13 protein-coding genes are annotated in these 14,815 nt (G+C 42.9%); 5 read left to right on the top strand and 8 right to left on the bottom strand.

What is annotated here, in order from left to right; genetic code table 11:
- Positions 1-23 precede the first annotated feature (23 nt).
- Complete coding sequence (pyrG, locus tag CDG60_RS08120; RefSeq protein WP_087511627.1) at positions 24-1,664, bottom strand: CTP synthase; 1,641 nt, start codon at positions 1,662-1,664, stop codon at positions 24-26.
- Between the two features lie 228 nt (positions 1,665-1,892).
- Between pyrG and CDG60_RS08115 the strand changes: the two genes are divergently transcribed.
- Entirely contained in the window at positions 1,893-2,327 is a 435-nt protein-coding gene (locus CDG60_RS08115; RefSeq protein ID WP_087511626.1) for an internalin, read from the top strand.
- A 73-nt stretch (positions 2,328-2,400) separates the two neighbouring features.
- Here CDG60_RS08115 and CDG60_RS08110 read toward each other — a convergent pair whose 3' ends face one another.
- Positions 2,401-3,291, bottom strand: coding sequence for a LysR family transcriptional regulator (locus CDG60_RS08110; protein ID WP_087511625.1), 891 nt, complete (start codon positions 3,289-3,291; stop codon positions 2,401-2,403).
- Between the two features lie 109 nt (positions 3,292-3,400).
- Here CDG60_RS08110 and dkgB point away from each other — a divergent pair, with 109 nt between their 5' ends.
- Both dkgB and CDG60_RS08100 read left to right on the top strand, forming a co-directional pair.
- Positions 3,401-4,207, top strand: a complete 807-nt coding sequence (dkgB, locus tag CDG60_RS08105) for a 2,5-didehydrogluconate reductase DkgB (RefSeq protein WP_087511624.1) — start codon at positions 3,401-3,403, stop codon at positions 4,205-4,207.
- A 1-nt stretch (position 4,208) separates the two neighbouring features.
- The gene (locus CDG60_RS08100) at positions 4,209-5,390 is read left to right on the top strand and encodes an MFS transporter (RefSeq protein WP_087511623.1); all 1,182 of its coding nucleotides are present in this window, start codon (positions 4,209-4,211) and stop codon (positions 5,388-5,390) included.
- Between the two features lie 81 nt (positions 5,391-5,471).
- On the opposite strand, the gene CDG60_RS08095 is transcribed toward CDG60_RS08100, so the two are convergent.
- From CDG60_RS08095 to CDG60_RS08085, 3 genes are all read right to left on the bottom strand, one after another.
- Positions 5,472-6,551 (bottom strand): YheT family hydrolase, encoded by a 1,080-nt coding sequence (locus CDG60_RS08095; RefSeq protein WP_087511622.1) that lies wholly within the window; start codon positions 6,549-6,551, stop codon positions 5,472-5,474.
- Between the two features lie 145 nt (positions 6,552-6,696).
- Positions 6,697-7,101, bottom strand: a complete 405-nt coding sequence (locus CDG60_RS08090; protein WP_087511621.1) for a nuclear transport factor 2 family protein — start codon at positions 7,099-7,101, stop codon at positions 6,697-6,699.
- 207 nt (positions 7,102-7,308) lie between these two features.
- The gene (locus tag CDG60_RS08085) at positions 7,309-9,333 is read right to left on the bottom strand and encodes an NADPH-dependent 2,4-dienoyl-CoA reductase (RefSeq protein ID WP_087511620.1); all 2,025 of its coding nucleotides are present in this window, start codon (positions 9,331-9,333) and stop codon (positions 7,309-7,311) included.
- A gap of 162 nt (positions 9,334-9,495) precedes the next feature.
- Between CDG60_RS08085 and CDG60_RS08080 the strand changes: the two genes are divergently transcribed.
- Both CDG60_RS08080 and CDG60_RS08075 read left to right on the top strand, forming a co-directional pair.
- A complete protein-coding gene (locus CDG60_RS08080; RefSeq protein ID WP_087511619.1) occupies positions 9,496-10,047 on the top strand; it encodes a PadR family transcriptional regulator in 552 nt (183 codons plus the stop codon).
- Between the two features lie 7 nt (positions 10,048-10,054).
- On the top strand, positions 10,055-10,960 hold the full coding sequence (locus CDG60_RS08075) for an alpha/beta fold hydrolase (protein ID WP_087511618.1): 906 nt from the start codon (positions 10,055-10,057) through the stop codon (positions 10,958-10,960).
- A 44-nt stretch (positions 10,961-11,004) separates the two neighbouring features.
- Here CDG60_RS08075 and CDG60_RS08070 read toward each other — a convergent pair whose 3' ends face one another.
- The 3 genes from CDG60_RS08070 to CDG60_RS08060 form a co-directional block, all read right to left on the bottom strand.
- Positions 11,005-11,919, bottom strand: a complete 915-nt coding sequence (locus CDG60_RS08070; RefSeq protein ID WP_087511617.1) for a LysR family transcriptional regulator — start codon at positions 11,917-11,919, stop codon at positions 11,005-11,007.
- A gap of 185 nt (positions 11,920-12,104) precedes the next feature.
- Positions 12,105-13,343 (bottom strand): CaiB/BaiF CoA transferase family protein, encoded by a 1,239-nt coding sequence (locus tag CDG60_RS08065; protein WP_087511616.1) that lies wholly within the window; start codon positions 13,341-13,343, stop codon positions 12,105-12,107.
- Positions 13,344-13,435: 92 nt separating this feature from the next.
- Entirely contained in the window at positions 13,436-14,659 is a 1,224-nt protein-coding gene (locus CDG60_RS08060) for an acyl-CoA dehydrogenase (RefSeq protein ID WP_087511725.1), read from the bottom strand.
- Between the last annotated feature and the right edge of the window lie 156 nt (positions 14,660-14,815).

Raw genomic sequence — 14,815 nt, 5'->3', positions numbered from 1 at the left:
TCCTGGTTTAATGGGCTAAAAGCTTATTTGCCTTTCTGATACTGTTTTTTCGCAGCATCAATAAAGCCTGCAAATAATGGATGTCCATCACGAGGTGAACTTGTAAATTCCGGATGGAATTGTACAGCAATAAACCATGGATGGTCAGGAATTTCTACTGTTTCAACAAGATGCTGCACAGGAGAATAACCTGAAATTTTCATGCCCACTGCTTCAAGCGCAGGAATGAAACGGTTGTTCATTTCATAGCGATGGCGATGGCGTTCAACAATTTCCGCTTTGCCGTAAACTTCAGCAGTTTTTGTACCTGCAACCAGTTCAGACTTCTGAGCACCCAGACGCATGGTTCCACCAAGGTCAGATTCTACTGAGCGCTGCTGTACTTCACCACGTTCATCCAGCCATTCTGTGATCAGACCAATCAATGGTGATTTGGTTGAACGGTTGAATTCCGTTGAAGTTGCATCCTTGATACCTGCAACATTACGTGCATATTCGATCACAGCCAGCTGCATACCTAAACAAATACCTAAAAACGGTACTTTGTTTTCACGTGCATACTGGATTGCCTGCATTTTACCTTCAGTACCACGTTCACCAAAGCCACCAGGTACAAGAATCGCATCAGCATCTTTCAATACTTCAGCAGGGTTCTGGCTTTCAAGTTCTTCAGCGTTGACATAATCAATCTGAACTTTCACACGGTTTTTAACGCCGGCATGTAAAAGTGCTTCATTGACAGATTTATAAGCATCTGGCAGTTCCACATATTTACCGACCATCGCAACACGAACGGTATATTCCGGGTTCAACAGTGCTTCTACAACATTGTCCCAGTCTGTAAGATCAGCTTCTGGTAAATCGTTATAGCCGAAACGTTCACAGATTAAATCGTCAACATTCTGCTCATAGAAAGTACGTGGAATCTGGTAGATTGAACGGGCATCTTTACAGACGACAACTGCACGCGCTTCAACATTGGTGAACAGTGCAATTTTACGGGTTGTGTCAGCATCAACATCGTGCTCAGTACGACAGATCAGAATATCTGGCTGAATACCGATAGACAGCAGTTCTTTTACAGAGTGCTGAGTTGGCTTGGTTTTAAGTTCCGCAGCAGATTTGATGTATGGAAGAAGTGTCAGATGCATAAGCATAGTACGCTTATGACCCAGTTCAACCATTAACTGACGTACAGATTCCATGAATGGGAGAGATTCAATGTCACCTACAGTACCACCGATTTCCACGATAGCCACGTCATAGCCTTCGCCTGCGCGAAGAACACGTTCTTTAATATTATCCGTAATATGGGGAATAACCTGAACTGTACCACCCAGATAGTCACCACGACGTTCTTTATTCAGAACATCCTGATACACACGACCTGATGTGAAGTTGTTCAGTTTGGTCATTTTCGCACGACGTAAGAAACGTTCGTAATAACCCAGGTCAAGATCTGTTTCAGCGCCATCTTCAGTGACGAATACTTCACCATGCTGGAATGGGCTCATAGTCCCAGGATCGACATTAATGTATGGATCCATTTTGACCATGGTTACTTTTAAACCACGGGCTTCTAAAAGTGCAGCAACAGAAGCAGCTGAAATACCTTTACCCAGCGATGATACAACACCACCAGTCACGAATATAAAATGGGTCATTAAGTTTCTCGTACAATGGAGCCTAAATTGGCCTACAATGTTGTGCGATTTTACTTTACCTTGTACCAGGAAAGCAAAGTCAATTCACATCAATTCATAGAACAATAAACAATTGGTTATTCTATCAGCATTTCCGATAAAAAAACTGCACAAGCTGTGATGATTTTCATATTCTATTTTGCTGTTATACTACGGACATCGTTTTACAGCTTTAGTTTAAGTGCAATTATGAATAAGAAACTTTTAATTTGTGGCGCAATTGCCACGGCTCTTCTTTTTACAGCATGTGTTAAGAAAGAGACACCTAAGGATGACGAACAGGAACAGGTTGAAAATCAACAGGCTGCTGCTTCTGAACCTGCTCAGTTTGAACCGCTTGAATCTGTAGACCCGGAACCTGCTGCTGAGATTCCTGAGCATGTAGAAGTGGAACGTCATGAAACTGAAAACACGACAACTGAAATCCGTCGTGAAACACGACCTGCACAAACAGAAGCCAATGCAGCTGAGCAGACAAGACCTACTGTAAAAGCTGAAGCTGTTAAAGCAGAAGACAAACCAACTCAGGCGATACAACCTAAACCAAACAATTCAGGTGCTCAGACTGAGGATGATGCTGTCGCTGCTGCAATTGCTGCTGCAACACCTGCACTGGATAACTGATCTTTATATATCCTGTAAAAAAACCGACAACTGTCGGTTTTTTTATCGGTCATAAAAATAACAGACCCTTACGTTACAGATAGGATTTCAGTTTTTCAGCGAGAAATTCAATAAACAACCGCACTCTTTTCGGTAAATGTTCACGCTGATAATACACAACATGTATTTTTTGATATTCAATTTTGATCTGATCTTCAAGCAATGCGACCAATCTGCCTGAGTTTAAGTCATCCTGTACCAGAAAGCGTGACAGACATGTGATCCCCAGTCCTTCCAAGGCAAGCTGACGTACTGTTTCACCATTTGAAGCTTTAATCGCAGGTCGTGCTGTATATGGCATACCGTTTAACTCAACAGGCCAGGTATTCAGATGCAGAGACTGACTGAAACCAATCAGAGAATGCTCAACAAGCTCTTCTGTTTTTGAAGGACGCCCATGCTGCTCTATATATTCAGCACTTGCAACCAGATAAAGTCTGCTTCTGCACAACAGCTTTGCATGTAAACTTGAATCATTCAGTTCACCAAAACGAATCGCAACGTCTGTTTTATGTTCCAGTAAATCAATGATCTGATCATGATTATTCAGTTCAATTTCAATTTTTGGATATTTCTGCATAAATTCATGCATCAGCGGCACAATGACATGCAGAATGAATGGCGTAGCGGAATCCACCCGAATCAGCCCTGAAATATCCTCATCCGATTTCTGCAATAAATCTTCAGCTTCTGCCAGATCATGTAAAATTTTACGTGCTTTTTCAAGAAACAGCTGCCCTTCCTGAGTCAGTTTCAGTTTTCGGGTTGTACGCTCAATCAGAGTCACTTTCAGTTTGGTTTCCAGTCGGCTTAAAGCACGACTTACACCAGAAGTTGTCTGGCTCAGATGCTCCGCAGCAGCAACAATCGAACCACTGTCCACGATAGTTACGAAAGCCTGTAATTCTTCAAATGTTGATTTCATTGATTCATTATTGAATTTTAGTCAACAATATTTTGCAGATTAACCCATTTTTAATCAAGTTAAGAAAATGCAGAATTGCGTCATTGAAAATTTGTACTGAGTTTAAAACATGATTCTTCCAAAAACTGGCGTTGGTACCTTCAGACTCACAGGACAGACTGTCATTGATTCTGTAAAAATGGCACTTGAAATGGGTTATAACGCCATTGATACCGCTCAGATTTATGGCAATGAAACTGAAGTTGGACAAGCCATTCAGCAAAGCCATATATCCCGTGAAAAGCTCTTTATCACCACAAAAATATGGACGGAAAATCTCTCAGCTGAAAAACTGATTCCGAGTTTAAAAGACAGCCTGCAAAAACTGCGTACAGATGCAGTCAATCTGACCTTAATCCACTGGCCGGCACCTAAGTCTGGAATTTCTGTTCATGACATGATGCAGAATCTGCTTGAGGCAAAAAAACTGGGACTGACTGAATATATTGGTATTTCGAATTTCAATATTGAACTGACACAACAGGCAATAAACAGTGTTGGAGCAGAAAATATTGCCACCAGTCAGATTGAACTGAGCCCTTATCTGCAGAATGAAAAACTGAGTCAGTTTCTGAAGTCACAGCAGATTGATGTAACTTCCTATATGACACTGGCGTATGGAAAAGTACTGAACGATCCTGTGCTTCACAGTATTGCACAACAGCATGAGGCATCCACAGCACAGATTGCCCTCGCCTGGGCCTTACAGAAAGGTTATGCCGTTATTCCTTCTTCAACCAGACGCGAACACCTGGCTGCAAATCTCAAAGCTGTGGACATTCAGCTGAGTACCGAAGAAATGCAGTTAATTGCACAACTGGAGCGTAATGGCCGGGAAGTCAATCCTGCCGAACTGGCACCTGAGCAGTGGGACTGATATGAAAATCAATTATCCACTTCTCGCGCTTGCCATTGGTGCATTTGCCATTGGAACCACTGAATTTTCACCAATGGGCTTTTTACCTGAAATTGCTTCAGATCTTTCCATTTCCATTCCTCAGGCAGGACTGCTGATCAGCGCATACGCTACAGGTGTGATGATTGCTGCACCTGTCATGACGTTATTACTGAACAGGTACTCCAAACGTACTGCTCTGATATTACTGATGGGTATTTTTACTGTCGGCAATATCTGTGCGACGTTTGCACCTGACTTTTTAAGTCTGATGGCAGCACGTATCCTGACCAGTCTGAATCATGGTGCATTTTTTGGAATTGGCTCCATTGTAGCCGCAAGTGTCGTTCCTAAAGACAAACAGGCATCGGCTGTTGCGACAATGTTTATGGGACTGACGATTGCCAATATTGGTGGTGTTCCACTTGCGACCTGGATAGGTCAGAATATCGGATGGCGCATATCATTTACAGCTATTTCCCTGTTGGGCGTACTGACTATGTTTTCAGTATGGAAAGCCATTCCAGAAGGTAAAAACACCGAAAAAACAGATATTCTGTCCGAGTTAAAAGTACTGGGACGTAAACCTGTTCTGCTGGCACTGCTGACTACGGTCATGAGTGCGGGTGCTATGTTTACTTTATACACCTACATTGCGCCCAGTCTGAAAACCTTTACTCATGCCTCTCCTTTGCTGATAACCCTGATGCTGGTATTGATCGGTATAGGTTTCAGTGTGGGTAATCACCTGGGTGGTAAGTTTGCAGATCTGTCTGTCAATAAAACCCTGATCGGTTTTCTGTTGATGCTCACTGCGATGATGCTGCTGTTTCCCTTACTGGCAACGACTGCAACTGGAGCTGCAATTGCACTGATCTTATGGGGTACAGCAGCATTTGCTGTGGTTCCACCGTTGCAGATTCGGGTAATGGCGGTTGCCCACGATGCTCCAGGTCTTGCATCTTCTGTCAATATCGGCGCATTTAATCTTGGAAATGCTTTAGGTGCTGTGGCAGGCGCATACGTGCTGAATCAGGGCTTTGGCTATCACATTGTTTCATTTACTGGTGCAGGACTCAGCCTGGCTGCATTGATCCTCGTTTTTATTCAGATGCAGCATGAAAATGTAAGTACAGCTTCATTACAAAAATGTACTGAATCATAAAAACACCACTGAACATTTATCCTAAAAAATAAAGTCTGTAGAAACAGACTTTATTTTTAACACTTTTGAATCAGTTTTAAATCAATATAACTTTAAAAAATCTGCCATTAACTTCGATGCCCATGAACGGGTATGTAAGCCCTCGTAAAAACCACAATGACTGCCTTTACGGGTGGTAACAACGACAATATTTTCCATCTGCTGTACGGTCTGCTTAAACGGCTCAAAATTTTTGATCGAACAGACAGGATCATCTTCAGCATTTAAAACCATTAAAGGAATTTTTACATTTTCAAAAACATAAATAGGGTTGGTCGCCTGAGAATACTGCTGATAATCAGTGAAACCTGCCATTTCATAATATTCATTCTGAAATTCTTCAAGCGTTGTTGTTTTCAGCACAGCCTGAACTGAACTGACCTTTTTCCAGGTCTGCTTATAGGGTTGAATAAATGCCTTGACCAGTTTTTTAGTCATAATTTTGGTATAAAAAGGATGAACATTTTTAAAGCCAAGCTCAGTGTCATAACCTGGACACATGGCAAAAGCAGCTTTAAACGGAGTATCGAGTCCCTCCTCACCGAGATAACGCACCAACAACCCCGTACCTGCCGATGAACCAACAGCATAAAGTTCTGACTGAGGGAATGTCTGCTGAATAAAATCAAGTTGTTCCCGTAAGTCTGACACTGAACCAAAAATCGACATCTGCGGCACAGGCATCGGCAAACCCGCATGACCACGGCGCAGGCAAAGCGCAATTCTCCATCCTGTATATTCGTGCAGATCTCTTACCAGTTCACGCATACTTTCAGGCGTCCCTGTAATGGTATGCATAATCACAATAGTCGGGACATTCTGCGGTAAGTCATAACCCAGCCAGGTGACTGCTGTAACACCACCATCCTGCATGGTCAGCTGGTCTGTACGGTCATACTTCAGTTTGATGGTTTTCTTTTTAATCACATCAAAATACAGCAAATGCACGTGAGAGTTGCTTAACCACGGTGTAGGTCGATATTTCTGGTGCAATTGTGGCAGATGATCAAGTACATGCTTAATCTGTCCATGCGTGTTGTAATAAAGTTTCGGTTGCTCTGCTCCTGTGATTTGATCCAGTACCGCCTGGGTAAATTGATTAAATTTATTCAAAATAGGCATAACAATATCTCTGACTTTGTACACAAACGCACGGTTTTAACTTGGTTTACAACGCTTCACCCTGACATGATGTACATATCAGGATGATACAGGTGAACCGTTCAGCCTGGACTTAACTTAGGCTATTTATTCAATAACAGCACTGTTAGGGCTGATACTTTGCTATACGTTCGCCCATCTGAGCCCCAAGTGCCTGTAAACCACTGAGTGGACGAATCATGACTTCAAATTCAACAATCTGCCCCTGTTCATTAAAACGAATCATATCAATGCCTTTCAGTTGCTTTTCTGAAACAACTGCTGAGAACTCAAGCACCACACTTTGCTCATCTTCGGTAAAAAATTCACGGTGATAAGTAAAGTTTTCAAAGACCTGAATTACGTTGGTCAAAATAAAGTAAACCACCTGTTTACCTTCATAAGGCTTAAATGCCACAGGTGAACGAAACACCACATCATCAGCAAGCAGTTCATTTAGGATCGACATGTCACGGTTGGCAATCATATCGTGCCATTTTTGAATGGCTGGTTTGGTATTTGGGTAGTTCATTTTAATGTCCTTTTAAATTTAGTTCCCTCTCCTTTCAGGAGATGAGATGTACTTCACAATGAAAGCTCCTTCTCCCTTTGGGAGAAGGTTTGAATGAGGGGATGCTAAGTTCAAAAGCACCTATCCCTAACCCTCTCCTTGAGCCATATATGGCGCAAGGAGAGGGAACATTCATTAAATAATTTAATATGTGAATATAATTAATTTTTAAATCACCATCGCCAGTTCAGCACCCTGACGGATGGCACGTTTTGCATCCAACTCGCCTGCTTCTTTCGCACCGCCAATCAGATGCACAGACTTACCATCGGCTTGAAGCTGATCAAACATTGCTGTAAACGGTTCCTGCCCTGCGCAGATCACCACATTATCGACATCTAAAATCATGGTTTTTTCACCAACCGTGATATGTAGACCCTGATCGTCAATTTTGTCGTAGCTTGCACCTGGAATCATATTGACATGACGATGTTTTAAGCCTGTACGGTGAATCCAACCTGTGGTCTTACCTAAGCCTGCACCAACGGAATTGGTTTTACGTTGCAGTAAATAAATTTCACGTGGTGACTGCTCAACTTCTGGTGCTTTTAGACCACCGACATGCTCATAAGTGGTATCAATACCCCATTCATCATAGAATTTCTGAGGATTTAGACTGCCACTTTCACCTTCATGTGATAAATATTCTGCGGTATCAAAACCAATACCACCCGCACCAATAATCGCGACTTTTTTACCGACTGGCTTACGGTCACGTAACACTTCGATATATGACAATACTTTTGGATGATCAATGCCTTCGATATTTAAATGGCGTGGTGTTACACCTGTTGCAACTACAATGTCATCAAAATTTTCAGCACTGAGTTGTTCATACGTTGCAGTATGATTCAGCACCAGTTTAATGTTTGGTTGCAGTTCAATTTTACGTTTGAAATAACGTAAAGTTTCATAGAACTCTTCTTTACCTGGAATGGTTTTGGCAATATTGAACTGACCACCGATTTGATTTGATGCTTCAAAAATCGTGACTTGATGACCACGATCTGCAGCATAGGTTGCAAAACTTAAACCCGCAGGTCCTGCGCCAATTACTGCAATATTTTTCACTGTTGCAGTATCTTTAAAGATCAGCTCCGTTTCATAACATGCACGTGGGTTAACCAGACAAGTGGCTATCTTCATAGAGAAAATATGATCCAGACACGCCTGGTTACAGCCGATACAGGTATTGATTTCGTCTGCACGACCTTGTTCAGCTTTCGCAACAAAGTGTGAATCTGCAAGCATTGGACGTGCCATTGAGATCATGTCCGCATCGCCCTGAGCGAGAACGTGTTCCGCCATTTCAGGAGTATTGATACGGTTAGAGGTGATTAAAGGCACACTGATAGAGCCTTTTAATTTCTTAGTGACCCATGTAAATGCTGCACGAGGAACTTTGGTCGCAATCGTCGGAATACGTGCTTCATGCCAGCCAATCCCTGTATTGATAATGGTTGCACCTGCTTTTTCAATCTCTTTAGCAAGTTGAATCACTTCTTCAAGCGTTGAACCACCCTCAACCAGATCAAGCATAGATAAACGATAGATAATGATGAAGTTTTCACCCACTTCTTCACGGGTACGGCGCACAATTTCAATCGGGAAACGGATACGGTTTTCGTAGCTACCGCCCCATTCATCATCACGATGATTGGTACGTGCAGCGATAAATTCATTGATCAGATAACCTTCTGAACCCATGATTTCCACGCCATCATAACCTGCAATCTGCGACATTTTTGCGCAATTGGCAAAGTCAGCAATGGTTTGCTGTACTTCCGCAGACGTTAACGCATGTGGTTTAGTTGGGTTAATCGGCGCTTGAATTGCAGATGGCGCAACGTTTTCAGGCTGATAAGAATAACGCCCTGTATGCAGAATCTGTAATGCAATTTTCCCACCCGCATCGTGTACCGCCTGGGTAATCACTTTATGTTTTTCTGCTTCTTCGACTGTATCCAGTTTAGAACCACCGAAAAATGTCACCCCATGATCATTCGGTGAGATACCCCCTGTCACGATTAAACCCACACCGCCTGCTGCACGTTCTGCATAGAAAGCAGCCATACGATCATAACCACCATCGACTTCTTCAAGCCCTACATGCATAGAACCCATTAACACTCTGTTTTTTAATGTGGTAAAGCCTAAATCTAAAGGCGCAAGTAAATGCGGATAATTTGACATGTGTACTCCCTTGGCTTGCGATACGCTTGCTCATGTTCAATTGTATTTTTGCTTAATGCAACTTGTTGCATAAATTCATGTGTTATTTATAAGCGAGATTTGATTTTTATGCAACATATTGCATAATGACTCAAGCTTCATTTTTTGTGAAATATTACAGCCATGTCTTTAGCCCATGTTTTACTGACCAGTCTGATGGAAAAACCGAGTACAGGTTTTGAACTTGCACGACGTTTTGACCGTTCCATGGGTTTCTTCTGGAATGCAACCCATCAGCAGATTTATCGTGAACTCAATGGCATGCAAAAAAAAGGATGGATTTCCACGCTGGAAGATGAAGCCGATACCGGACGTAAAAAAACATATCAGGTGGAACAACCAGGTCGTATCGAACTGACCGAATGGATGAGCAAACAGGGACAGCCTGCCCAGTTACGTGAAGAAATTATGGTGCGCCTGCGTGCTGAGGCACAACTGGGTGGAAACAGTATTTTGCCTGAACTGCACAGACACCTGAAAATTCATCGTGACAATTTAATTGTCTATGAACAGATTTTTGCCAAAGACTTTGCTCATGCAGATGAACAAAATAGAACATTATTTATTCATAAAATGATCTTACAATTAGGAATTGATCTGGAGAAAGGCTGGATTCACTGGCTTGAACAACTTATTCCTCCGCTTCAGAAATTCGCTGAAAATGACCCGAAATAGGTAAGCTATGCCATATTACAACATGCCTGATGGTGAAAAATTATTTGTCCGTGAAATTGGACAGGGAGAACCTGTACTTGTACTTTCTGGTTTAGGTATGCAGAGCTGGCAATGGATTCCATTTTTACTGCCTAACCAGAAATATAAATTTATTATTCCTGACTGGCGTGGTTTTGGCGGATCAAACCGCTGTGCGATTCCTGACATGGATGCAATTTCCAGCCACTGGCGTGATATTGACAGCCTGACCACACAGATGGAACTGCCATCTTTTGCCGTCATTGCTTATTCGATGGGCGCGACAACTGCCATGCACGGCATGCAGTATGGTAATTTTGGCAATAAAATTTCCCATTATCTGCATATTGACCAGACTCCAAAAATTCGTGTCGATGAAACATGGAATTATGGTCTTTTTGGTAAAAAGCAGTTTGAATTCCGTCACTTGCTTAAAGAAATATCTCAGCTACTCAACGCACACACAGACAAAAAACTGCTGAAGGAACTGGATGACACTGACCGCAGAAGTCTGGTTGAATTATGGCTCGATTTTATTAAACTTCAGGCGAGCAATAAAGTTGCTCCTTATCTGTTTGGTATCGCATTGAACCGTCCAAAACTTCAGCCTTACATTCTGCCTGTTCAACGTTTGGATTATTTAAAGTGGTATGTAAACAATTATTTACATCACAATGAAGATTATCGGAGTGCCATTTCCACCCTGACCTGCCCAACAACGTTTTTTACAGGACAGGAATCAGTTTTATATCCGGCAAAAGGACAGAAAATTATTGCTGACAGTATGCTGAATGCACGACAGGTGATCTTTAAAAAATCCGGACACACACCTTTGATTACTGAACCTGTAAAATTCCGTTTTGAAATCTCCAGGTTCTTAAAGTCAATTGCCTAATCCATCAGGACAAAAGGTGATCTTTAATTCAGTTTAAAGATCACTTATAAAATCACACGATCATATCTGATCGCCTCAAGATCATATACCTGATATACACAGTCCAGGAGCGCACGGATATCTTCGCTTTCATCCATATCCCTCATGGTCAGAAAAATAGGGCTGACCGCTGCATCTTCAAGCAACGGCACATAGCTTAAATGCCTGAAATGCATCATCTGGGCGCTTTCCGGAACAATACAGATTCCCTCTCCTGCAGCGGCAAGACCTAAGGCCAGCTGTATTTCCCTGACCTCCCGTAAATGCCTCGGTTCAAGACCATATTCTGTAAATAATGCTTTGACCTGAGAGGAATATCCCGGACCATTGGTTCGTGGATATAAAAACACACTTTCATTGATCAGTTGCTCAAGTGAGACACCGCCCTGCATTGAAGCCACTTCATGACTTGAATGCACAGCCACCATTAAGCGTTCTTCCCTTAACAGCACCCGCCGAATGGAGGGGTCGGAAAGGCGTGTCCGGCTGAACCCTACATCAATGATGCCCTCTTTAAGTGCCTGAATCTGTTCCCTTGCGGTCATTTCAACAAGTTCTGTCTGGATATTTGGACGCTGCTGTCTGAGTAAATGAATAATCCGTGGCAGTAATCCATACAGCAGTGAGCCCACAAAGCCTATGTTGACTGTGCGTTCCTGTAAGGCAACACGCTTTGCCATAGATTTGCTTTCTTCAGTCTGTGACAGGATTTTCAATGCCTGTTTATAAAAATAATGACCTGCTGCTGTGGTCTGTAAAGGTCTGCTTCCCCTTTCAAACAGCTGAATCCCCAGTTCACTTTCAAGGTTCTGAACCTGACGGCTTAAAGGTGGCTGAGCAATAAACAGTTTTTCTGCGGCACGTGTGAAACTCTGCTCTTCAACAACAGCAACAAAATATTTGAGATGCCTGAGTTCCATGCCTGTTTCCGCTTCATTTAATATGAACGCGACGTTAGCATGGATGCTGAATGCAGCAATTGTACTAAATGCTACAATTTTCCAGAAAAACTGAACTCATGGGTTTCCAAAAAAAAAAACGGATTCATTTGAATGAATCCGAAAACGGGAGCAACCATGATTGACCTTGTGTATTTAAAAAGTCATTAAACTTCTGCATTCTGAGCCAAACGCTCTATTACTCCCTGGTCATACAGATGCTGTACTTCCTGCTCATTACGGTATCTTGCCACTATCTGTTGTGTATGTTCACCCAGCTGAGGAGGAGCATTTTTATATTCCACCGGTGTATCTGAAAGCTTGATCGGCGAACCAATCACGGTAAATTCATCATTCAGCACATGGGGGACATTTGCCACCATGTTTCGATGCAAAACCTGAGGTTCATTCAGTGCATCTTCAATGGAATTGATAATACCGACTGGAACTTTGACTGCATGAATGGCATTGACCCAGGTTTCGGCTGTATCAGTTCTGAACCAGCCATCCAGCAACTGAATCAGAGTCTCACGATTACGTACTCTGTCCTGATTTCGGCTGTAACGCTCATCTGCTGCAATCTCAGTCAGACCGATTGCATGGCATAAGTCTTTAAACTGCTTATCGTTTCCACAAGCCAGTATAAACTCCTTATCTTTCGCCTTAAAGGTCTGATATGGCACAATATTAGGGTGTTTATTTCCCATTCTTTGCGGTGCTTTACCTGAAGTCAGATAATTCATCCCCTGGTTTGCAAGTGTTGCAACCTGGACATCCAGTAAAGACATATCAATATACTGTCCACGACCTGTATGCTGGCGAGCAAGCAATGCTGCCTGAATGGCAACCGTTGCATACAGCCCCGTCTGTATATCCACAACAGCCACACCAACTTTCTGCGAGCTACCTCCCTCGTTTTCAGGCTCACCGGTAATACTCATCAGTCCTGACATGCCCTGAATAATAAAGTCATAACCCGGTTCTGCCGCACGGGGTCCTGTCTGCCCAAATCCAGTGATGGAGCAATAAACCAATGATGGATTCAAAGCACTCAAAGACTCATAATCCAGTCCATATTTTTTTAATGAACCTGCTTTAAAGTTTTCTATAATGACATCTGAATCCTGAGCAATTTCACGGATCAGCTGCTGTCCCTCAGCCGTTGTAATATCAACTGCAACTGAGAGTTTATTTCGGTTGGCACACTGAAAATATCCAGATTCACGGGTTAAATCGCCATCGTTGCTTTTCATCCACGGCGGACCCCACATACGGGTATCATCACCCACCTGAGGTCTTTCAATTTTGATCACTTCAGCACCAAGATCTGCCAGTATCTGACCACACCATGGACCTGCAAGTACACGGCTCAAATCAAGCACTCTGATTCCTTTTAAAGCACCCATTGCCAAATCCCTATCCTTTCTGGTTTCTTAATGAAAAAAATTGTTCTATTGATATGAATGGCGGAAAACCACCATTCATTTTTCCTGAAAAATCAGTTCGCAAATGCAGCAATACCTGTCTGCGCACGCCCAAGAATCAAGGCATGAACATCATGTGTACCTTCATAAGTATTGACCACTTCAAGGTTAACGAGATGACGGGCAACCCCGAACTCATCACTGATGCCGTTTCCACCCATCATGTCACGGGCAACACGGGCAATATCCAGTGCTTTTCCACAGTTATTACGTTTGATCAGTGAAGTCCCCTCGACAGAGGCAATCCCCTCATCTTTCATACGACCAAAACGCAATGCCAGCTGTAAACCCAGGGCAATTTCAGTCTGCATATCGGCCAGTTTTTTCTGAATCAACTGATTTGCCGCCAGTGGTCGACCAAACTGTTTACGATCCATGGTGTACTGATGCGCTGTATGCCAGCAGAACTCAGCTGCTCCCATTGCTCCCCAGGCAATACCGTAACGGGCACTGTTCAGACAGGTAAATGGACCTCGGAGACCTCGGATTTCAGGAAAGGCGTTTTCTTCAGGGACAAAAACATTGTCCATGACAATTTCACCTGTAATCGAAGCCCGTAAGCCTACTTTTCCATGAATTGCAGGTGCTGAAAGCCCTTCCCAGCCTTTTTCCAGAATAAAACCACGGATCTCACCGACATTACCCTCAGCAGAGACCTCTTTTGCCCACACCACAAAAACATCTGCAACGGGACTGTTGGTAATCCACATTTTTGCGCCTGTCAGACGGTAGCCACCATCGACTTTTTTCGCACGTGTGATCATGCTGCCAGGATCAGAGCCGTGGTCTGGTTCAGTCAGCCCAAAACAACCGATATACTCACCCGTTGCCAGTTTCGGTAAGTACTTCTGCTTCTGTTCTTCTGACCCAAACTCATTGATAGGAACCATCACCAGAGAACTCTGTACACTCGCCATAGAGCGATAGCCTGAATCCACCCGTTCAATTTCACGTGCAATCAGACCATAACTGACATAATTCAGCCCCGCGCCACCATATTGCTCTGAGATAGTCGGACCAAGCAGTCCAAGCTCTCCCATTTCCCTGAAAATGGAAATATCTGTTTTTTCATGACGGAACTGATCCAGCACGCGTGGCATCAGCTTACCCTGACAATAAGCCTGAGCCGAATCACGGATCATGCGCTCTTCTTCTGTCAGCTGCTGTTCCAGCAGAAATGGGTCCTGCCAGTTAAACTGTACACGTGCTTTTTTTGCTGAATTAACCATTTGATTCATTGCTTCCTCTGCAATATCTTCTGTCATTTATTGAATCTGATGGTAAGTGTGATTATTCATTCTTTCAAACGATTAATTTGCATTCAGATATTCCATTTACGCATAGCTTAAATCTCCCGCCACTGTCAAACTCATACCCAAAACACTAAAAAACCT

This window comes from Acinetobacter chinensis (assembly GCF_002165375.2).
Taxonomy (GTDB): Bacteria; Pseudomonadota; Gammaproteobacteria; order Pseudomonadales; family Moraxellaceae; genus Acinetobacter; species Acinetobacter chinensis.
This window is presented reverse-complemented; position numbering and strand designations above follow the sequence as displayed.

What these genes read in the sequence shown, in the direction of transcription:
- pyrG (WP_087511627.1), bottom strand. Translation starts at nt 1,664, where the DNA reads ATGACCCATTTTATATTCGTGACTGGTGGTGTTGTATCATCGCTGGGT.
- CDG60_RS08115 (WP_087511626.1), top strand. Translation starts at nt 1,893, where the DNA reads ATGAATAAGAAACTTTTAATTTGTGGCGCAATTGCCACGGCTCTTCTT.
- CDG60_RS08110 (WP_087511625.1), bottom strand. Translation starts at nt 3,291, where the DNA reads ATGAAATCAACATTTGAAGAATTACAGGCTTTCGTAACTATCGTGGAC.
- dkgB (WP_087511624.1), top strand. Translation starts at nt 3,401, where the DNA reads ATGATTCTTCCAAAAACTGGCGTTGGTACCTTCAGACTCACAGGACAG.
- CDG60_RS08100 (WP_087511623.1), top strand. Translation starts at nt 4,209, where the DNA reads ATGAAAATCAATTATCCACTTCTCGCGCTTGCCATTGGTGCATTTGCC.
- CDG60_RS08095 (WP_087511622.1), bottom strand. Translation starts at nt 6,551, where the DNA reads ATGCCTATTTTGAATAAATTTAATCAATTTACCCAGGCGGTACTGGAT.
- CDG60_RS08090 (WP_087511621.1), bottom strand. Translation starts at nt 7,101, where the DNA reads ATGAACTACCCAAATACCAAACCAGCCATTCAAAAATGGCACGATATG.
- CDG60_RS08085 (WP_087511620.1), bottom strand. Translation starts at nt 9,333, where the DNA reads ATGTCAAATTATCCGCATTTACTTGCGCCTTTAGATTTAGGCTTTACC.
- CDG60_RS08080 (WP_087511619.1), top strand. Translation starts at nt 9,496, where the DNA reads ATGTCTTTAGCCCATGTTTTACTGACCAGTCTGATGGAAAAACCGAGT.
- CDG60_RS08075 (WP_087511618.1), top strand. Translation starts at nt 10,055, where the DNA reads ATGCCATATTACAACATGCCTGATGGTGAAAAATTATTTGTCCGTGAA.
- CDG60_RS08070 (WP_087511617.1), bottom strand. Translation starts at nt 11,919, where the DNA reads ATGGAACTCAGGCATCTCAAATATTTTGTTGCTGTTGTTGAAGAGCAG.
- CDG60_RS08065 (WP_087511616.1), bottom strand. Translation starts at nt 13,343, where the DNA reads ATGGGTGCTTTAAAAGGAATCAGAGTGCTTGATTTGAGCCGTGTACTT.
- CDG60_RS08060 (WP_087511725.1), bottom strand. Translation starts at nt 14,659, where the DNA reads ATGAATCAAATGGTTAATTCAGCAAAAAAAGCACGTGTACAGTTTAAC.